Origin of the sequence: Streptomyces sp. NPDC058145 (assembly GCF_042884245.1) — a bacterium.
GTDB lineage: Bacteria > Actinomycetota > Actinomycetes > Streptomycetales > Streptomycetaceae > Streptomyces.
Genome location: NZ_JBHVUH010000009.1, coordinates 55,286 through 74,105, shown reverse-complemented (window position 1 = coordinate 74,105; position 18,820 = coordinate 55,286). Strand labels below are relative to the sequence as shown.

The 18,820-nt window shown below is 71.1% G+C and carries 16 protein-coding genes; 7 read left to right on the top strand and 9 right to left on the bottom strand.

Translation table 11 applies throughout. The annotated features are described in order from the left end of the window. Nucleotides 1–24: 24 nt before the first annotated feature. The gene (gene ybaK, locus ACFVVO_RS21270; protein WP_390056990.1) at nucleotides 25–525 is read left to right on the top strand and encodes a Cys-tRNA(Pro) deacylase; all 501 of its coding nucleotides are present in this window, start codon (nucleotides 25–27) and stop codon (nucleotides 523–525) included. Between the two features lie 269 nt (nucleotides 526–794). Here the strand turns inward: ybaK and ACFVVO_RS21265 are convergent, their stop codons facing one another. From ACFVVO_RS21265 to ACFVVO_RS21250, 4 genes are all read right to left on the bottom strand, one after another. Continuing rightward, complete coding sequence (locus tag ACFVVO_RS21265) at nucleotides 795–1,427, bottom strand: AAA family ATPase (RefSeq protein ID WP_390056988.1); 633 nt, start codon at nucleotides 1,425–1,427, stop codon at nucleotides 795–797. Nucleotides 1,428–1,461: 34 nt separating this feature from the next. Further along, nucleotides 1,462–2,283: an ABC transporter permease gene (locus ACFVVO_RS21260; protein WP_390056986.1), complete on the bottom strand. Its 822-nt coding sequence runs from the start codon at nucleotides 2,281–2,283 to the stop codon at nucleotides 1,462–1,464. A 64-nt stretch (nucleotides 2,284–2,347) separates the two neighbouring features. Further along, on the bottom strand, nucleotides 2,348–3,361 hold the full coding sequence (locus ACFVVO_RS21255; protein WP_390056984.1) for an ABC transporter ATP-binding protein: 1,014 nt from the start codon (nucleotides 3,359–3,361) through the stop codon (nucleotides 2,348–2,350). A 59-nt stretch (nucleotides 3,362–3,420) separates the two neighbouring features. After that, nucleotides 3,421–4,638: an NYN domain-containing protein gene (locus ACFVVO_RS21250; RefSeq protein ID WP_390056982.1), complete on the bottom strand. Its 1,218-nt coding sequence runs from the start codon at nucleotides 4,636–4,638 to the stop codon at nucleotides 3,421–3,423. Nucleotides 4,639–4,860: 222 nt separating this feature from the next. On the opposite strand from ACFVVO_RS21250, the gene ACFVVO_RS21245 reads away from it, so the two are divergent. Beyond that, the gene (locus ACFVVO_RS21245; protein ID WP_390056980.1) at nucleotides 4,861–5,040 is read left to right on the top strand and encodes a hypothetical protein; all 180 of its coding nucleotides are present in this window, start codon (nucleotides 4,861–4,863) and stop codon (nucleotides 5,038–5,040) included. Between the two features lie 101 nt (nucleotides 5,041–5,141). Here ACFVVO_RS21245 and dnaE read toward each other — a convergent pair whose 3' ends face one another. Continuing rightward, a complete protein-coding gene (gene dnaE / locus ACFVVO_RS21240; protein WP_390056979.1) occupies nucleotides 5,142–8,681 on the bottom strand; it encodes a DNA polymerase III subunit alpha in 3,540 nt (1,179 codons plus the stop codon). A gap of 280 nt (nucleotides 8,682–8,961) precedes the next feature. Here dnaE and ACFVVO_RS21235 point away from each other — a divergent pair, with 280 nt between their 5' ends. The 4 genes from ACFVVO_RS21235 to ACFVVO_RS21220 all read left to right on the top strand — a co-directional run bounded on the left by ACFVVO_RS21235 (nucleotide 8,962) and on the right by ACFVVO_RS21220 (nucleotide 13,712). After that, nucleotides 8,962–10,287 (top strand): DUF2252 domain-containing protein, encoded by a 1,326-nt coding sequence (locus tag ACFVVO_RS21235; protein ID WP_390056977.1) that lies wholly within the window; start codon nucleotides 8,962–8,964, stop codon nucleotides 10,285–10,287. Between the two features lie 67 nt (nucleotides 10,288–10,354). Continuing rightward, on the top strand, nucleotides 10,355–11,047 hold the full coding sequence (locus ACFVVO_RS21230; protein WP_390057403.1) for a hypothetical protein: 693 nt from the start codon (nucleotides 10,355–10,357) through the stop codon (nucleotides 11,045–11,047). Nucleotides 11,048–11,127: 80 nt separating this feature from the next. Continuing rightward, nucleotides 11,128–11,949 carry a thioredoxin domain-containing protein gene (locus ACFVVO_RS21225; protein ID WP_390056976.1) on the top strand — a complete coding sequence of 274 codons (822 nt, stop codon included), beginning with the start codon at nucleotides 11,128–11,130 and terminating at the stop codon, nucleotides 11,947–11,949. Nucleotides 11,950–12,041: 92 nt separating this feature from the next. Beyond that, nucleotides 12,042–13,712: an alkaline phosphatase D family protein gene (locus ACFVVO_RS21220; RefSeq protein ID WP_390056974.1), complete on the top strand. Its 1,671-nt coding sequence runs from the start codon at nucleotides 12,042–12,044 to the stop codon at nucleotides 13,710–13,712. 18 nt (nucleotides 13,713–13,730) lie between these two features. On the opposite strand, the gene ACFVVO_RS21215 is transcribed toward ACFVVO_RS21220, so the two are convergent. Then, entirely contained in the window at nucleotides 13,731–14,300 is a 570-nt protein-coding gene (locus ACFVVO_RS21215; protein WP_390056972.1) for a dienelactone hydrolase family protein, read from the bottom strand. Between the two features lie 105 nt (nucleotides 14,301–14,405). Here ACFVVO_RS21215 and ACFVVO_RS21210 point away from each other — a divergent pair, with 105 nt between their 5' ends. Further along, on the top strand, nucleotides 14,406–15,512 hold the full coding sequence (locus ACFVVO_RS21210) for a mechanosensitive ion channel family protein (RefSeq protein WP_390056970.1): 1,107 nt from the start codon (nucleotides 14,406–14,408) through the stop codon (nucleotides 15,510–15,512). 206 nt (nucleotides 15,513–15,718) lie between these two features. Here the strand turns inward: ACFVVO_RS21210 and ACFVVO_RS21205 are convergent, their stop codons facing one another. The 3 genes from ACFVVO_RS21205 to ACFVVO_RS21195 all read right to left on the bottom strand — a co-directional run bounded on the left by ACFVVO_RS21205 (nucleotide 15,719) and on the right by ACFVVO_RS21195 (nucleotide 18,795). Beyond that, complete coding sequence (locus ACFVVO_RS21205) at nucleotides 15,719–17,305, bottom strand: Na+/H+ antiporter (protein ID WP_390056968.1); 1,587 nt, start codon at nucleotides 17,303–17,305, stop codon at nucleotides 15,719–15,721. Between the two features lie 81 nt (nucleotides 17,306–17,386). Next, nucleotides 17,387–17,854 (bottom strand): GNAT family N-acetyltransferase, encoded by a 468-nt coding sequence (locus ACFVVO_RS21200; protein WP_390056967.1) that lies wholly within the window; start codon nucleotides 17,852–17,854, stop codon nucleotides 17,387–17,389. After that, nucleotides 17,851–18,795 carry an RluA family pseudouridine synthase gene (locus ACFVVO_RS21195; RefSeq protein WP_390056965.1) on the bottom strand — a complete coding sequence of 315 codons (945 nt, stop codon included), beginning with the start codon at nucleotides 18,793–18,795 and terminating at the stop codon, nucleotides 17,851–17,853. The genes ACFVVO_RS21200 and ACFVVO_RS21195 overlap by 4 nt, the downstream gene beginning before the upstream one ends. Between the last annotated feature and the right edge of the window lie 25 nt (nucleotides 18,796–18,820).

The window sequence follows — 18,820 nt, the reverse complement described above, 5'->3', positions numbered from 1 at the left end:
ACCGATCCGAGGTCCGGCACCCCGATGGCGAAGAAGTCAAAGAAGCAGCAGTCCGGCGGCACACCCGCGACCGTGGCGCTGACCGCGGCGGGCGTGGACCACACCGTCCACGCCTACGACCACGACCCGGCACACCCCTCGTACGGCGAGGAGGCGGCGGAGGCGATGGGTGTCTCACCGGACCGGGTCTTCAAGACGCTGGTGGCCGACGTCGACGGCGCACTCACGGTGGCGGTGGTCCCGGTCTCCGGCACGCTGAACCTGAAGGCGCTGGCGGCGGCGGTGGGCGGCAAGCGGGCGGCCATGGCGGACCCGGCCCTCGCCGAGCGCACCACCGGCTATGTCCGGGGCGGCATCTCCCCGCTGGGCCAGCGCAAGCGGCTCCGCACGGTCCTGGACGACTCGGCCGGAGCCCACGACAGCATCTGCGTCTCGGCGGGCCGCAGGGGCCTGGAGGTCGAACTCGCGCCGGCGGACCTGGCCGCGCTCACGGAAGCGGTGCTGGCACCGATCGGCCGGGACTGATCAGGCCGGGCGGCTCCGGCACGTCGGGCCGGGGTACGGCTCCTCGGGGCTCCGGCACGTCGAGCTGGGGTACGGCTCCTCGGGGCTCCGGCGCATCACGCCGGGAAAGGCCCCACGAGGCTCCGGCGCATCACGCCGGGAGGGGCTCCATGGGGACCCGGCGCATCACAAACCGAAAAACCCTACGAGGCTCCTACGCATCACACCGAGAAAGGCCCCACGAGGCTCCGGCGCATCACACCGGGAAGGCCCCACGGGGGCCCGGCGCATCACGCCGGGTACGGCTCCTCGGGGTCCCGGGGTCCGAACAGTGCCGTGAGCCCCAGGTGGACCAGCAGGGCGGCCAGGGGCCAGGCCAGCAGCGCGCCCTTCGCCCCGAGCCTCAGCGGGGCCGAGAAGGTCACGCCCTTCCCGACCGCCTTGGCGTGGGCTATGACATCGGACTGGGGTCCCAGCCAGACACCGAGCCGCCACGCCAGCAAGGACCCCAGCAGTCCGCCGAGGCCCAGCGCCACCGCGAGCGGCACGCCGCCACGCCGTCGCCACAGGAACACCACGACCGCGCTGACCAGCCCGAAGGCCAGCCCCAGCAGCGTGAACACGCCGTCCACGCCGACCGCCTGCTCGCCCTCGGTGTCCTTGATGTAGACGACCCAGCTCTTGTCCACCTGGTCGGCGATCAGCGGAACGTGCGGCGCCAGCCACCACCACAGCAGTCCGAGCAGCACCCCGCCCAGGGTCACCGCCACGGTGATCACCGCGGCCTCCCGCACTTCGGTCTTCATCCCAGGGCCGTCCTGTTCGTACATGCCCGCGAACGGAGCACCGGCAGGCGGGGCCTGCCGGACCTGGTGCGCGGAGTCGTCGTGCGGCGGCGGAGGCGGAGTCAGCGGTGCGGTCACCCTGACATCGTGCCAGGTCGTGCCGTGAGCCGCGTCACCGGACGGCCGCCCTGCGGTACGCCCAGGTCGCCGCGGCCAGCGAGACCACTCCGACACCCGCGCACACCCCCAGGTCAGCCAGGACGACGGCCCAGTCGGGGTGTGCCCCGAAGGTCCGCGCGTATGCCTCCACGCCGTAGGTGGAGGGCAGCAGATCCCGGGCGAGACGGATGATCTCCGGCATCCGGTCGGCCGGCAGCACGCCCAGCAGCAGGGCCGCGGACATGCCGAGCTGGCCGAGCAGCGCGGCCAGCTCGGGCCGCGGCGCGAGCAGGCCGCAGGCGGCGCCGAGCCCGGCGAGCGCGGCCCCGGCGAGCGGGATCACGGCGACCAGGATCCACAGGTTGGACAGGGGCAGCCCGAACAGCACGCAGCCGAAGACGGCGGTCACCAGCGTTCCCGGGACGGTGAAGGAGGCGTACGCCCCCGCCGCGCCCAGCACCACCGCCGCCGGCGGCACCGGCAGCGTGGCGTAGTGGTCGAGTCCGCCGCTGGCCCGCAGTTGCCCGAAGTACTGCGACAGCAGGTTCAGCGCCACGTACGCGACGACCAGCACCGAGGACCCGGCGACCACGGACTGGGCCTCGCTGCCGCTGTCCACGACGCCCCGCATCATCACGGCGATACCGACGGACTGGAAGGTCGCCACGAACAGCAGCGGGATACGGGCCACCCGGGCCCGGGAGAGCTGCGCCCGGTAGACGGCCACCAGCGACGGCCACAGCCGCGCGGGCGGACCGAGCTCGGCCGCGCCCCGGGCCGCCTCCGGAACGGCCCGGGCGCCGCCGGGCAGAACCTCAGCGGGTACGACACTCACGACGCGCTGCTCCTCTTCCCTACGGCCCTCGCGCACGCCCGTACGCATTCCGCGGCCCGCGTGCTCACGCCTTCACCAGCCCCTGCCGGGCCGCCCCGCCCAGCGCCAGGTACACGTCCTCCAGGCTGGGCGTGGCGAGCGTGAAGTCGTCCAGGGCGGCGAAGGCGGCCCCGCCGGTCACCGTGGCGACCGCGGCCCGGGCCTCCTCGGGCGCGAGCCGGAGCGTCCAGCGCCGGCCGGACTCCGTGGCCCGCTCGCGCAGTACGGCGACCTCCGGCACGTCCAGCGGCGCCCGCTCCCGCCACACCAGCTCCACCCGTACCTCGCCGGAGACCTGTTCCTTCAGCCCGGCGGGGGTGTCGCAGGCGATGACCCGGCCCTGGTCAAGGACGGCGACCCGGTCGAGCACGGTCTCCGCCTCGATGACGTTGTGGGTGACCAGCAGCACGGTCGTGCCGCGCTCGGCCCGCCGCCGGTCCACGGCCGCCCACACCGCGCGCCGGGCCACCGGGTCCATCCCGGTGGTCGGCTCGTCGAGGACGAGCAGCGGCCGTTCCCCGACGAGGGCGGCGGCGAAACAGGCGAGCCGCCGCTGGCCGCCGGACAGCTTCTTCAGCGCCCGGCCCGCGATCGGCGTGAGGCCGAGCTCCTCGAGCACGGCGTCCCGCTCGGCCCGTGCCCGCCGTACGTCCAGGCCGCGCAGGCGTCCGGTGGTCTCGGCGGCCAGCGCCACGGTCAGCTCGTCCAGGGCGGATGACTCCTGCCCCAGGTAGGCGAGGATCCGGGCGGCCAGCCGGGGGTGCCTGACGATGTCGTGGCCGAGGATCTCGACGCTGCCCGCGTCCGGCCGCAGCAGCCCGGTGAGCTGGCGCACGAGGGTGGACTTGCCGGCGCCGTTCGGCCCGAGCAGCCCGAAGATCTCGCCGCGCCGCACCTCGAGTTCCACCCCGTGGGTGGCCCGCACCTCGGGCGTGCCCGGCGTCCCGCGCCGCCCCTTCACGGGCGGATAGGTCTTGGTGAGCCCACGCACGCGTACGGCCTCGTCGTACCGAAGTGCCTGTCCCGCGCGCGTACTCACAAATGACGAGACTACGGGGTCGGGGGCCTTTACTCGTCCTTGGGGGCGGCGACGGGGGTTCAGTCGGCGGCGGGCGCGTGCTGTTCGGTGGCCGCCGGGACGTCGACCTCGCGCCAGAAGCCCGCCCGGATGGCGTAACGGTCGTGCTCGTCGATCTGGTCGTCCTTGTGGGCGAGCAGGCCGAAGCGGGCGGCGTAGCGCAGCAGCTCGCCGTCGATGCGGTGCGGGATGCGCGGGTACATCGTGGACAGCCGCTGCACATGGTTCTGGTCGCCGAGCCGGGAGATCCAGCGGCGCGCGAAGACCTGCCCCACCTCGTACGGGTCGCCGCCGACGGTGGTGATGTCCTCCTCCCGGTCGGCCCACCGCTGCTCGGCGGTGGTGAGCTGGGCGAGGGTCGGCATGGAGGCGACCTCGGGCGGCTCGGCGACCGCTCCCGGCCGGTCCACCCAGCCCTTGTCGGAGGACCATCTGAGGGTCGCGGTCGTCGGGTGCTGCACGGCCTGTACGCCGGGTGCGCGCAGCGCGGCGAGATCCTTGGGGGTGGGCACTCCCTTGGGAGCGGCCGCCCGTCCCTGGGTGCTGTGCTCGGCGGCGGCCGCCGGGTGGGCACCCTCCTCGGCGGGGCGCTCGGCGCCCGCGGTGAGCGCGGATTCCGGCAGCGGTGCGGAGAGGATCGCGGCGATCTCGGGGCGGGGCGCGGGCGGCGGGGCGCAGACGCCGGTCAGCTCCTTGGCGCGGACCGCCTGGGTGATCCAGGCCCGGTCCAGCACCCGCCGCTCGTCGGCCTCGGCGACCAGGTCCTCGGACTGGTTGTAGTCGCCGTCGGCGGCCTGGACGGCCCACAGGTGGACGGCGACGCCGTGCTCCTTGGCGGCCATCATCCCGGGCAGCAGGTCGCCGTCGCCGGTGACGAGGACGATGTCGGAACAGGCGCGGTTGCGCGCCAGCTCGGTCAGCTCGGCGTGCATGGCGGCGTCCACGCCCTTCTGCGCCCAGCGTCCGTCGCTGCGGGTGAGCGCACCCAGCCGGACGGTGACCCGGGGCATCACGCGCAGCCGGCGGTGCTCCGGCTGGGGGACCCGGTCGGGGGCGCCGTCGAACCAGTAGATGCGCAGCAGCGGGCGTTCGGTCTCCGACTCGGCGCGTTCGCGCAGGGCCTGGATCAGCGCGGCGTGGTCGACGGTGATCCGGGACCGCGAGGGCTCACCGGCGAGGAGGCTGGCGGCGGCGCCCAGCAGATACCCGGCGTCCACCAGGACGATGCAACGGTCCACGCGACTCACCCTCTTCCCGGGAGGCTTTGCTTCGGACTTCCTTCGAGTCTGCCCGAACGGACGGGCGTTAACGGCCGGAACTCGATCTTCGGCGTGGCGTTCAGGGAGCCCGCTCGGCCACCTCCCCTGTCACACACGGTAATTATCCGACATGCGGCTGATGTCAGCGTATGTGAATCTGATCCCGGCCCTGGCCCCTAGATCCCCCTCAGGAGGCACACCATGGCCAAGAACAAGAACCGCAAGCAGGGTGGCCCGCAGAACCGCGCTCCGCAGGCCGAGCACACAGCGGAACGCGCTCAGCGTCCGGCGGCGGAGGAACCCGAGTCCTCCATGGCGGGCGTCGCGGGCAGCCCCTCCGAGGTTTCCCGTAAGAAGCAGAAGAGCTTCGGCCACAACTAAAGGGCATTTGAAGCCCAGGCACACACGAGGGGCGCACCCGGTGAGGGTGCGCCCCTTCGTCATCCGCGCCGCGTTCCGGCTCGGCTGCCCGGCGCCGTGGCTCAGCCGGCCAGGCAGGACGGGCCGAGCAGCACCTTCAGGTCGCCGAAGAGCGCCGGATCGGGCTTGACCCGGTGCCGGTCCAGGCGCAGCACGGTGGTCTTGCGCGGACCCTGGAGCTTGATCCGGACCTCGCTGTCGCCCTTGTGGTGGCTGAGGATCTCGCCGAGCCGGCTGACCATGGGCGGAGTGACCCTGGTGGCCGGGATGGTGAGGATCACCGGCGCGTTGGTGCCCGCGTTGGACAGGTCCGGGACCATCAGCTCCATGGCGACGAGCCGGGGCACGTCCTCGCGCTTGTCGAGGCGGCCCTTGACGAACACCACGGCGTCCTCGACCAGTTGGGTCGACACCAGCTGATAGGTGGCCGGGAAGAACATGCACTCGATGGAACCCGCGAGGTCCTCCACCGTGGCGATCGCCCAGGCGTTGCCCTGCTTGGTCATCTTGCGCTGCAGGCCCGAGATGATGCCGCCGATGGTGACGACCGCGCCGTCGGCGTGCTCACCGCCGGTGAGCTGGGAGATGCCCGCGTCGGCCTTGTCGGACAGCACGTGCTCCAGACCGAAGAGCGGGTGGTCGGAGACGTACAGACCGAGCATCTCCCGCTCCTGGGCAAGCAGATAGGTTTTGTCCCACTCGTCCTCGGCGAACTGCACGTCGAGTCCGAAGCCGGGCTCGCTGCTGGTCTCCTCGCCCATGCCGCCGAAGAGGTCGAACTGGCCCTCGGCCTCCTTGCGCTTGACCGCGACCACGTTGTCGATCATCGGCTCGAAGTGCGCGGTGAGGCCCTTGCGGGTGTGCCCCAGGGTGTCGAACGCGCCCGCCTTGATCAGCGACTCCGTGGTGCGCTTGTTGCACGCGACCGCCTCGACCTTGTCGAGATAGTCGGGGAACGAGGCGTACTTGCCCTTGGCCTTGCGGCTCCTGATGATCGACTCCACCACGTTCGTGCCCACGTTGCGCACGGCTTCGAGGCCGAAGAGGATCACGTCGTCGCCCTGGGCGGCGAAGTTGTGCACCGACTCGTTCACGTTCGGCGGGAGCACCTTGATGCCCATGCGCCGGCACTCGTTGAGGTAGACGGCCGACTTGTCCTTGTCGTCCTTGACCGAGGTGAGCAGACCGGCCATGTACTCGGCGGGGTGGTTCGCCTTCAGGTAGGCGGTCCAGTACGAGACCAGGCCGTACGCGGCGGAGTGCGCCTTGTTGAAGGCGTAGCCGGCGAACGGGACCAGCACGTCCCACAGCGCCTGGATCGCCTCGTCGCTGTAGCCGTTCTTCTTGGCGCCGGCCTGGAAGATGGTGAAGTTCTTCGCCAGTTCGTCGGGCTTCTTCTTGCCCATCACGCGGCGGAGGATGTCGGCCTCGCCGAGCGAGTACCCGGCGATGATCTGGGCGGCCTTCTGCACCTGCTCCTGGTAGACGATCAGGCCGTAGGTGACGGCCAGGACCTCTTCGAGCGGCTCCTCGAGCTCCTTGTGGATCGGGGTGATCTCCTGGAGCTTGTTCTTGCGGAGCGCGTAGTTGGTGTGCGAGTCCATGCCCATCGGGCCGGGACGGTAGAGCGCGGAGACGGCGGAGATGTCCTCGAAGTTGTCGGGCTTCATCAGGCGCAGCAGGGAGCGCATGGGGCCGCCGTCGAACTGGAAGACGCCGAGGGTCTCGCCGCGCTGGAGGAGTTCGAAGGTCTTCGGATCGTCGAGCGGCAGGGACAGCAGGTCGAGGTCGATCCCCTTGTTGGACTTCACCATCTTGACGGCGTCGTCCATGATCGTCAGGTTGCGCAGGCCGAGGAAGTCCATCTTCAGCAGGCCGAGCGACTCGCACTGCGGGTAGTCCCACTGCGTGATGGTCACGCCGTCCGTGTGCCGCACCCAGATGGGGGCGTGGTCGACGATGGGCTCGCTGGACATGATCACGCCCGCCGCGTGCACACCCATCTGCCGGACCAGGCCCTCGACGCCCTTGGCGGTGTCGATGACCTTCTTGACGTCCGGCTCGTTCTCGTACATCGAGCGGATCTCGCCCGCCTCGTTGTAGCGCGGGTGCGAGGGGTTGGTGATGCCGTCGAGGTCGATGCCCTTGCCTAGGACGTCGGCGGGCATGGCCTTGGTGAGCCGGTCGCCCATGGCGTACGGGTAACCCAGCACGCGCGCGGAGTCCTTGATGGCGTTCTTCGCCTTGATCTTGCCGTAGGTGCCGATCATGGCGACCTTGTCGGCGCCGTACTTCTCGGTCACGTACCTGATCACCTCGACGCGCCGGCGCTCGTCGAAGTCGATGTCGACATCGGGCATGGAGACGCGCTCGGGGTTGAGGAACCGCTCGAAGATCAGACCGTGCGGGATCGGGTCGAGGTCGGTGATGCCCATGGCGTAGGCGACGATCGAGCCGGCCGCTGAGCCACGCCCGGGACCGACCGCGATGCCGTTCTTCTTCGCCCACATGATGAAGTCGGCGACCACCAGGAAGTAGCCCGGGAACCCCATCTGGATGATGACGTCCATCTCGTACTCGACCTGCTTCTGGCGGTCCTCGGGGATGCCGCCGGGGAAGCGCCGCTCCATGCCGCGGCGGACCTCCTCCTTGAACCAGGTGACCTCGGTGTAGCCGTCCGGGATGTCGAACTTCGGCATGAGGTTCTTCGCCTCGAACATGCCGGTGGTGTCGATCTGCTCGGCCACCAGCAGCGTGTTGCGGCAGCCCTCCTGCCAGGCGTCCGAGGAGTCGATGGCGTACATCTCGTCCGTGGACTTCAGGTAGTAGCCGGTGCCGTCGAACTTGAAGCGGTCCGGGTCGGAGAGGTTCTTGCCGGTCTGGATGCACAGCAGCGCGTCGTGGGCGCCCGCCTCGTGCGCGTACGTGTAGTGCGAGTCGTTGGTGACCAGCGGGGGGATGCCGAGCTTCTTACCGATCTCCAGGAGGCCGTCACGGACCCGGTGCTCGATCTCGATGCCGTGGTCCATCAGCTCCAGGAAGTAGCGGTCCTTGCCGAAGATGTCCTGGTAGTCGGCGGCCGCCTTCAGGGCCTCGTCGAACTGGCCGAGGCGAAGGCGGGTCTGCAGCTCGCCGGAGGGGCAGCCGGTGGAGGCGATCAGCCCCTCGGACCACTGGGAGATCGTCTCCCTGTCCATCCGGGGCCACTTCTGGAGCCAGCCCTCGGCGTACGCGTCCGAGGAGAGCCGGAAGAGGTTGTGCAGACCCGTCGCGTTCGCCGCCCAGATCGTCTTGTGGGTGTAGCCGCCGGAACCGGAGACGTCGTCCCGCTTCTGGTGCGGCTGGCCCCACTGGATCTTGCGCTTGTTGCGCCGGGACTCGGGCGCGACGTATGCCTCGATGCCGATGATCGGGGTGACTCCGGCTTTCTTCGCGGAGTGGAAGAAGTCGTACGCCCCGTGCAGGTTGCCGTGGTCGGACATGGCGATGTGCGTCATGCCCATCTCGTTGCAGGCGTTGAACATGTCCTTGAGCCGCGCGGCACCGTCCAGCAGCGAGTACTGGGTGTGAACGTGCAGGTGCGTGAAGGGCGGCTTTGACACGGTGTGGCCTCCAACAATGGAACGCTGTGGCGCGAGGCGCCTCGATGAGGGGCGGTGGTCGGGTGACGGGTCGGCTCTCGGCGACGGGCCGGCGGACGGTCTGGGGGTCAGCGTCGAAGTCTATGCCCGGGCACTGACACACGCGGGGCATCCCCACGTACCTTCGTCCGGGAACCGGGGCACTCCCGCGTGGCGTCGCCCGTTGAAGACGGCGGGGACGCCGTCGTTCCCCCGCACGCACGTTCACGCACCACCGTCCCGCACCTGGAGGCACTCCGCGATGTCGGTCCCCGAGCTCAACGACGAGCAGCGCGGCGAGGAGATCCTCGCCGTCTTCGACACCGCCTTCGGCCGGCTCCTGGCCGCCGACCCGGCCGCGTTCCGGGTGAAGTTCCGGAAGATGGCGGCCTCGGCCTTCGCGTTCTACCGGGGCACGGCGTGCCTCTTCTACCACGACCTCGACGCCGAGAAGCGCGGCGGCCCATACCTGGACGACCGCACCTCGCGCGTGTGGATCCACGGCGATCTGCACGCGGAGAACTTCGGCACCTACATGGACTCCAACGGGCGCCTGGTCTTCAACGTCAACGACTTCGACGAGGCCTACGTCGGCCCGTTCACCTGGGACCTGAAGCGCTTCTCCGCGTCCATCGCGCTGGTCGGCTACGCGAAGGCGCTCAGCGACGAGCAGATCACCGAGCTGGTGACGATCTACGCCGAGGCCTACCGGGAGCGCATCCACGCCCTGGCCACGGGCGCCAAGAGCGACGAGGTGCCGCCGTTCACACTGGACACCGCGCAGGGTCCGCTGCTGGACGCGCTGCGTGACGCCCGCTCGCTCACCCGCTTCGGGCTGCTGGAGTCGATGACGGAGATCCGTGACTTCGAGCGCCGGTTCGCGCCGGGTGGCGGCTCCATCGAGCTGGACGCCGCCACCCGCTACAAGGTGCTGGCCGCCTTCGACGGCTACCTGGAGACGCTTCCGGAGACCTCGCTGGCCCGCCCGGACTCCTACCGGGTGAAGGACGTCGTGGGCCGCCGGGGCATCGGCATCGGTTCGGCGGGCCTGCCGTCGTACAACATCCTGCTGGAGGGGCACAGCGACGCCCTCGAGAACGATGTCGTGATCTACATCAAGCAGGCCCAGACCCCGGCGGTCTCCCGGCACATCACGGACCCGGCGATCGCGGAGTACTTCCAGCACGAGGGGCACCGCACGGTGATCTCCCAGCGCGCCCTTCAGGCGCACGCCGACCCGTGGCTGGGCTGGACCGAGCTGGACGGCGCGGGGCAGCTGGTCGCCGAGGTCTCGCCGTACGCGGTCGACCTGGACTGGGGCGACATCGACGACCCGGAGGAGATCGCCGCCGTCGCCGCCGACCTGGGCCGGGCCACGGCCACGATGCACGCGGCGGCGGACGACACCTCCGGCGAGTCGCTGGTGCCGTTCTCCACCGAGCGGGCCATCGACGCGGCCCTCGCGGCCGACGAGGAGGGCTTCGCGCCGCTCCTGGTGGACTTCGCGCACGGCTACGGCGCACGCGCGCGTGCCGACCACCAGATCTTCCTCGACCTGTTCCGCAACGGCCGGATCCCGGGGCTGTGACCTTCGGGACTCACAGGCATCTTTTAGGAGCCCCTTACCGGCGCGCGTGACAGACTCTGTGTTCACCATGGACATCTCCGGGACCCAGCTCAGAGCCGTACGCGCGGCGCTGTTCACGGCAGTGGTCGTGACGCTCAGCACCGCGTCGCACGTTCTGCTGTCCAGGGCCCCGCTGCCGGTGGCGACCGTGACCGCGGTCGCCACCGGAGTGTTCGTCACCGCGTACGCGCTGGCGGGCCGCGAGCGCGGCTTCGGCCGGATCGCGGCCCTGCTGATCCCGCTGGAGCTGGCCGCCGACACGGTGTTCACCACCGGCCAGCAGTCCTGTTACGGCAGGGCGGGCGGCCCGGTCGCGGGTCCCCTGCACGCGTTCGGCTTCGACGTGCTGTGCCAGGGCGGCAGCGTGGGCACGCCGCTGGCCCAGGTGACCGGCGCGCCCGGCCGTGGTGCCGGGGTCCCGCTCACGGACGCCGGCCCGGCCGCCGCCTGGCTGCTGCTCGCCGCGCACCTCGGTGTGGGACTGCTGGCCGCCGCCTGGCTGCGCCGGGGCGAGCGGGCCCTGGCCCAGCTGCTGGGCGCGGTCACGGCCACCACCTTCCGTCCGCTGCTGCTGGCGGCGGCAGCGGGCACCGTGCGGCTCCTGCCGGTCCGCCGGCTGCCGCGCCCGGCCCCCTGGCCGGCCGTCGCCGGCGACCGGCTCCTCGTGCACTCCCTGGGACGGCGTGGACCGCCGCGCTCCCGCGCCCTCGCCCTCGTCTGAGCGGCGACCGCTGAGCACGACCAGTCCCCCACACGTATCCCGCGTACGACGTGTGCGCGTCCCATATGGAGATCATCACTATGAGCAAGCGGAACAGCCAGACGGCGAAGACGGCGGCCCGGGAGCGGCTGCGCGAGGAGCGCGAGCGGCAGGCCAAGCGCGACAAGGCCAAGCGGCAGATCATCGTGGCCGGCTCGGTCGTGGCCGTACTGGCCGCGGCGGGCGGCATCGGCTACGCCGTCGTCCAGGCCGGCAAGCCCGGCTACTGGGACGGGCTGAAGGACGCCTCCAGTGTCGTCACCCCGGCCAACACCACGGGCACCAAGGGCACCACGGTCGTCATCGGCAAGGACACCGCCAAGAAGACCCTGAAGGTCTACGAGGACCCGCGCTGCCCGGTGTGCGCCCAGTTCGAGCAGACGGTCGGCTCGACGGTGAAGAAGGACATCGACGGCGGCAAGTACAAGGTCCAGTTCGTCGGTGCCACGTTCCTCGACGGCCACGACAACGGCGTGGGCTCCAAGAACGCGCTGAGCGCGCTCGGCGCCGCGCTCAACGTCAGCCCGGAGGCGTTCATCGAGTACAAGGGCGCGCTCTACTCGGCGAAGTTCCACCCGGACGAGCAGACGGACAAGTTCAAGAGCGACGACTACCTCATCAAGGTCGCCGACACCGTTCCCGCGCTCAAGAACAACGCCAAGTTCCAGAACGCGGTCAAGAAGGGCACGTACGACGCCTGGGCGATGGCGATGTCCAAGACCTTCGACGCCAACAAGGACGGCGTGTCCGGCACGCCGAGCTTCGTCATGGACGGCAAGAAGCTCACCGCCGACAGCCAGGGCACCCCGCCCATGACGGTGGCCGACTACAACCGGGTACTGGACGCGGCCCTCAAGGGCTGACGTTCCGGCAGAACCGGAGCACCGCGTAAAGAGCGGGCGAACTTTCGGAGTTCGCCCGCTCTCGCGCATACCGATCAGTAACCTGATCGGTCGTGACCAGTCGATACAGATCATCCGAGGCACACCAAGGCCTCAACTCCCTCTCGCCCCGCCGCCGTACGGTCGTCAAGGCCGCGGCGGCGACGGCTGTCCTGGCCGGCCCGCTCGCCGCCACCCTTCCGGCACGCGCGGCCGACCAGGCCCCGGCCTTCCTGCACGGCGTCGCCTCCGGCGACCCGCTGCCCGACGGCATCCTGCTGTGGACCCGCGTGACGCCGGTGCCCGAGGCGATACCCGGTTCCGGACTCGGCCCGGACACCGAGGTCGGCTGGGTCGTCGCCACGGACAAGGCGCTGACGAACATCGTCGCCAAGGGCTCGACCACCGCCAGGGCAGCCACCGACCACACCGTCAAGGCCGACATCCGCGGCCTGGCCCCGGCCACCGACTACTGGTTCCGCTTCTCCGCCGGCGGCACCGACTCCCCGGTGGCGCGCACCCGCACCGCGCCGGCGGCGGACGCCGCCGTGTCCTCCCTGCGCTTCGGCGTGGTCTCCTGCGCCAACTGGGAGGCGGGCTACTTCGCCGCCTACCGCCACCTCGCGGCCCGCGGCGACCTGGACGCCTGGCTGCACCTCGGCGACTACATCTACGAGTACAAGTCCGGTGAGTACGCGGCCCGGGGCACGGTCGTACGGCCGCACGCGCCGGCGAACGAGATCCTCACCCTCGCGGACTACCGGATCCGGCACGCCAAGTACAAGACCGACCCCGACCTGCAGGCCCTGCACGTGAAGGCGCCGGTCATCGCGATCTGGGACGACCACGAGTTCGCCGACAACGCCTGGTCCGGCGGCGCGGTGAACCACACCGAGGGCGCCGAGGGCACCTGGTCGGCCCGTCAGGCCGCCGCCAAGCAGGCCTACTTCGAGTGGATGCCGGTCCGCCCGGCCATCGCCGGCACCACCTACCGGCGGCTGCGCTTCGGCAAGCTCGCCGACCTGTCCCTGCTGGACCTGCGCTCCTACCGCTCCCAGCAGGCCTCCACGGCCAGCGGCTCGGTGGACGACCCGGACCGTACGCTCACCGGCCGCGCGCAGCTCGACTGGCTCAAGGCGGGCCTGAAGACCTCCGACACCAAGTGGCGGCTGGTCGGCAACTCCGTGATGATCTCGCCGTTCGCCGTCGGCTCCCTCTCCGCGGACCTGCTCAAGCCGCTCGCGAAGCTGCTGGGCCTGCCGCAGGAGGGCATCGCCGTCAACACCGACCAGTGGGACGGCTACACCGACGACCGGCGCGAACTCCTGGCCCATCTGCGCTCGAACGCGATCGGCAACACCGTCTTCCTGACCGGTGACATCCACATGGCGTGGGCCAACGACGTGCCGGTGGACGCGGGTACCTATCCGCTGTCGGCGTCGGCGGCCACCGAGTTCGTGGTCACGTCGGTCACCTCCGACAATCTGGACGACATCGTGAAGGTGCCCGAGGGCACCGTCTCGGCCGTCGCCTCGCCGGTCATCAGGGCAGCCAACCGGCATGTCCACTGGGTGGACACCGACCGGCACGGCTACGGCGTGCTGGACATCACCGCCGACCGCGCGCAGATGGACTACTACGTCCTGTCCGACCGCACCGACGCCAACGCGACCTCCGCCTGGGTGCGTTCTTACCGCACCCGCAGCGGCACGCAGAAGGTCGAGCGCACCTACGACCCGGTGTAGCCGTCCCTCCGGGCTGGGCTACAGACTGTCGAGGAAGCCGAGCGCCACCCGCCAGGTGGCCTCGGCGGCCTCCTCGTCGTAGTCCGGCAGGCCGGGGTCGGTGTAGACGTGACCGGCTCCGGCGTACCGGTAGACCTCCACGTCCGCGCCCGCCCGGCCCATCTGCAGGTACCAGGCGCTCAGCCAGTCGTCCGTCTCGAACGGGTCCGGCTCGGCCACGTGCAGCTGCACCGGCAGCTCGTCCACCCGCGCGTTCGGGGCGAGGTCCGACGTGCCGTGCAGGAGCAGCAGGCCACGGGCCCTCTCGTCGCCGAGGGCCAGCGTCTGCGCGACGGACGCGCCGAGCGAGAACCCGGCGTACACGAGTCCGCGCTCGGAGTACGGGGCCGCCGCCAGCACGGCCCGCTTCAGCAGCTCCTCCTTGCCGATCCGCTCCTTGAACTCCATGCCCTCCTCGACCGTCCCGAACGTGCGCCCCTCGAAGAGGTCCGGCGTCCACACCTCGTGGCCCGCCGCGCGCAGCCGGTCAGCGGCCTCGCGCACCGCCGGCCTGAGCCCGTAGGTCGAGTGGAAGAGCATGATGTTCATGAGGCCATGGTGCCAGCCGGGCAGGACGTGGCCGGAACCGCCGTACCCAGATGCGCGCCAAACTCACATGTTCATGCCTGCCGACCACCGGTTAGGAGCGCAGGCATGGAGAACGTACTCCGCCCTCTGATCGTATTCGGCAGCTCCGTCGTGCTCACCCTGGCCATCGGCTGGGCCACGGACCTGCTGCTGCGCAAGGCCGACGCCCGTGATTCCGACACCCCGCTGTGGGAGCTGCTGCGGCGCGGCCGCATCCCCTACCAGCTCGTCCTCTGCGCCGCCATGCTCAGAGGCTCCTACGACCAGGCCGAACTGCTGGAGCAGCATCAGGCCGGCATCGGCCGGACGCTGACGCTGGTCCTCATCGGGTCCGCCGCCTGGCTGGTGATCCGGATCGCGGCGGCGATCGTCGAGACCTCGTACAGCCGCTACGCACGCGCCCACCGGGACGCGGCCCGGGTGCGCCGGGTGCGCACCCAGGTGGAGCTGATCATGCGGGTGGTCTCGGCGATCGTCATCGTCGTGGCCGCCGCCTCGATGCTGCTGACGTTCCCGGCGATGCGCGCGGCCGGTGCCTCGCTGCTGGCCTCCGCCGGCATTCTCGGCATCGTCGCCGGTGTAGCCGCCCAGTCGACCCTGTCCAACCTGTTCGCGGGACTGCAGATCGCCTTCGGCGACATGGTGCGCATCGGCGACACGGTCGTCGTGGACGAGGAGTGGGGCACGGTCGAGGAGATCACCCTCACCTTCCTGACGGTACGGACCTGGGACGAGCGGCGGATCACGATGCCGGTGTCGTACTTCACCTCCAACCCGTTCGAGAACTGGTCGCGGGGCACCCCGCAGATGACGGGCATCGTCTACTGGCACCTCGACCACAGCGCGCCCATCGAGGCGATGCGCGAGAAGCTCCGTGACATCCTGCGCCAGTGCCCGGCCTGGGACGGCCGTGCCTACAGCCTGCAGGTGACGGACACCACGGCGAACACCATCCAGGTGCGTGCCCTGGTGACCGCCAAGGACGCGGACGACATCTGGACGGCACGGGTCGCCGTGCGCGAGGAGATGATCACCTGGCTGTCCGCGGAGCACCCCTACGCGCTTCCCCGGGTCAACACCTCGGACGCGGTCCTCGCCCCGAACCGCATTCCGTCGCCCGACCGCGCGACGCTCCGCAAGGCCTACGAATTCCCGCGCACCGGCCGGGGCTGACCCGGCGCCCGGTCGGTGGCCGCGCTCGGCGCCGCCGTCGACCTGGATGATCCGTGAGGTGATGTGGCCGCCACCCCGCCCGGCGATGCAGGCCCGTGCGGGGTGGCGGCCGCATCCCGGGTGTGCCGGCCCGGCCGGTCACGGTGTCGGCGCTGAGCCGCTGCCGCCGCGCCTCGTTGGCGCGATGCCCGTCGGCCCGACCGGGGTCAGCGCAGGCTGCGCACGTCGAGATGGCGCAGCACCCGGTCCACGATCTCCGGATCCGCGCCCGGCTCGCTGCGCGCCGCCAGCACCTCGTGCCGCGCGGCGCTCAGCATCTCGCCCTGGATCCGCCGCACCCGCTTCAGCCGCCGCGCCCGCTGGTGCTGTGCCTCCCGGCGTTCCTCCTCCCCCATGTCCGGGCTGATCCGGATCCCGATGTCGAAGGCCCGCCGCAGCATCTGCTCCGACAGCTCCTCGGGCAGCTCCTCCACCTGCTCGATCTCCCGCAGCCTGCGCTTCGCGGCCTTGGCGGCCCGCACCGCCAGCTCCTTCTCGAACTCCTTCTCCCGCTCTGCGTCGGCCCGCACCCGCAGCCGCTTCACCAGCCAGGGCAGCGTGAGGCCCTGCAGCACCAGCGTGACGATGATCACCCCGAAGGCGATGAACACGAGCTCGTCCCGGTCGGGGAACGGCGACCCGGCGTCGGTCTTCAGCGGGATGGCCAGCACCAGCGCCACCGAGGCCACCCCGCGCATCCCGGACCACCACATCACGACGGTCTCCCGCCAGCTCATGGGGATCTCCTCATCGATGTCCCGCCGGGCGTGCAGCCGCTTGGTCAGCCAGGTGGCGGGCATCAGCCACAGCAGCCGTACGACCACCACCACGCCCGCGATCGCCGCCGCCCAGCCGAGCAGCTCGCCCCACCGCCCGGACGCCGTCCGGATGGCGTTGTGCAGCTCGAGCCCGATCAGCCCGAAGGCGACACCGGTGACGAGCGTGTCGATGATGTCCCAGAAGGTGTGCCCGGCCAGCCGGGTCATCACGTCGTCGGCGTCGGTGGCGTACTCGGAGAGGAAGAGGGCGGTGGTGAGCACGGCGAGCACCCCGGAGCCGTGCAGTTCCTCGGCGAGCACGTAGGAGGCGTAGGGCACCAGCAGGGTCAGCCCGATCTGCAGCGTGGCGTCGCCGAGCAGATCCATCAGCCTGTTCGCGCCCCAGCCGAGCGCCAGCCCGACGGCGACCGCGACCACGGCGGACAGGACCAGGTCGAGCCCGGCGTCCCACGGGGAGAACTCCCCGCTCACGGCGGCCGCGACGGCCACGTGGTACAGCACGATGGCCGTCACGTCGTTGAAGAGCCCCTCGCCCTCCAGGATCGACACCAGCCGGCGCGGCAGTCCGAGCTGCCCGGCGACGGCGGTGGCGGCGACCGGGTCCGGCGGGGCGATCAGCGCGCCCAGCACCACGGCCGCGGCGACGGGCAGCCCGGGCACGATGGTGTGGGCGACGGCGGCCACACAGACCGTCGTCACGAAGACCAGGGCGACGGCCAGCAGGAAGATCGGCCGCTTGTTCGCCGTGAACTGCCGCCAGGAGGTGCGGCGTACGGCGGCGTAGAGCAGCGGCGGCAGCAGCGCGGGCAGGATCAGTTCGGGCGGGAACTCCACGTTGGGCACGAAGTCGGCCACCGCCAGGATCCCGCCGAGCAGGGTCATCAGCACCGGCGCCGGCACCCCGAACCGGTCTCCGACGGGAACGCTCAGCAGGGCCCCGAGCAGCAGCACGAACAACAGGGCCAACTGATCCACGGCCAGCGCTCCGGGAGTCGACGATCACACGGCAGGCCTCCAGCCTGCCACGGCGCCCGCGCGCCGGCCGTTCCGGCGGGTCTACAGGACGCGCCGCATGGCCCGGTGCGGGATCCCCGCGTCCGGGAACTCCGGGCCGTACGTTTCGTACCCGAGACGCTCGTAGAAACCCAGGGCGTGGGTCTGGGCGTGCAGGTCCACCGCCGCCAGGCCACGCGCGCGTGCCGCGTCCTCGACGGCACGCACCAGGGCCGCGCCGACGCCGAGACCGCGTGCCGAACGGGCGACGGCGAGCCGGCCGAGGGAGCCCACCGTGGCGTCCCCGCCGGTCTTCGCCGCGGTGGCCTCGCCGTACAGCAGGCGTCCGGTGCCGAGCGGCTCGCCGTCCTCGCGGACGGCGAGGACATGGACGGCGACGGCGTCGTAGGCGTCGTACTCGATGTCCTGGGCGACGCCCTGCTCGACGACGAACACCTCCTTGCGCACCGCGAAGCAGGCCTCCCGGTCGGCGGGGTCCTCGGCGACGCGGACGGTGTACGGCGTGCTCACGCGTACGTCTCCTCGCGGACCTGGTCGAGGGCCTGCTGCAGGTCCTCGGGGTAGTCGCAGCCGAACTCCACCCACTGCCCGTCACCGGGGTGCTCGAAGCCGAGCCGCACGGCGTGCAGCCACTGGCGGGTCAGGCCCAGCCGCTTGGCGAGGGTCGGGTCGGCGCCGTAGGTCAGGTCGCCGACGCAGGGATGGCGGTGGGCGGACATGTGGACGCGGATCTGGTGGGTGCGGCCGGTCTCCAGCTTCACGTCGAGCAGGGAGGCGGCGCGGAAGGCCTCGATGAGGTCGTAGTGGGTCACGGAGGGCTTGCCCTCGGCCGTCACCGCCCACTTGTAGTCGTGGTTGGGGTGGCGGCCGATCGGGGCGTCGATCGTGCCGCTGGTCGGGTCCGGGTGGCCCTGGACGAGGGCGTGGTAGCGCTTGTCGACCGTGCGCTCCTTGAACTGGCGCTTGAGCGACGTGTACGCGTACTCGGACTTCGCGACCACCATCAGGCCGGACGTACCGACGTCCAGGCGGTGCACGATGCCCTGGCGCTCGGCGGCACCGGAGGTGGAGATCCGGTAGCCGGCGGCGGCGAGACCGCCGATGACGGTCGGGCCGCTCCAGCCCGGCGAGGGGTGCGCCGCCACGCCGACCGGCTTGACGATCACGACCACGTCGTCGTCGTCGTGCACGATCTCCATGCCCTCGACGGGCTCGGCGACCACCTGCACGGGCGCGGGCGCCTGCGGCATCTCGACCTCGAGCCAGGCGCCGCCGCGCACCCGCTCGGACTTGCCGACCACCGAGCCGTCGACCTGCACCTTGCCTGCCGCGGCCAGTTCCGCCGCCTTCGTACGGGAGAAGCCGAACATGCGGGAGATGGCGGCGTCGACGCGCTCGCCCTCCAGGCCGTCGGGCACGGGCAGGGTACGGATCTCGGGAATCGTGCTCACCCGTCGAGTATGCCGGACGGCTCCG

Bases quoted from the DNA above. Each gene is read 5' to 3' on its own strand.
- ACFVVO_RS21245 (WP_390056980.1), top strand. From the start codon at position 4,861: ATGGCCAAGAACAAGAACCGCAAGCAGGGTGGCCCGCAGAACCGCGCT.
- ACFVVO_RS21215 (WP_390056972.1), bottom strand. From the start codon at position 14,300: ATGAACATCATGCTCTTCCACTCGACCTACGGGCTCAGGCCGGCGGTG.
- ACFVVO_RS21225 (WP_390056976.1), top strand. From the start codon at position 11,128: ATGAGCAAGCGGAACAGCCAGACGGCGAAGACGGCGGCCCGGGAGCGG.
- ACFVVO_RS21235 (WP_390056977.1), top strand. From the start codon at position 8,962: ATGTCGGTCCCCGAGCTCAACGACGAGCAGCGCGGCGAGGAGATCCTC.
- ACFVVO_RS21230 (WP_390057403.1), top strand. From the start codon at position 10,355: ATGGACATCTCCGGGACCCAGCTCAGAGCCGTACGCGCGGCGCTGTTC.
- ybaK (WP_390056990.1), top strand. From the start codon at position 25: ATGGCGAAGAAGTCAAAGAAGCAGCAGTCCGGCGGCACACCCGCGACC.
- ACFVVO_RS21210 (WP_390056970.1), top strand. From the start codon at position 14,406: ATGGAGAACGTACTCCGCCCTCTGATCGTATTCGGCAGCTCCGTCGTG.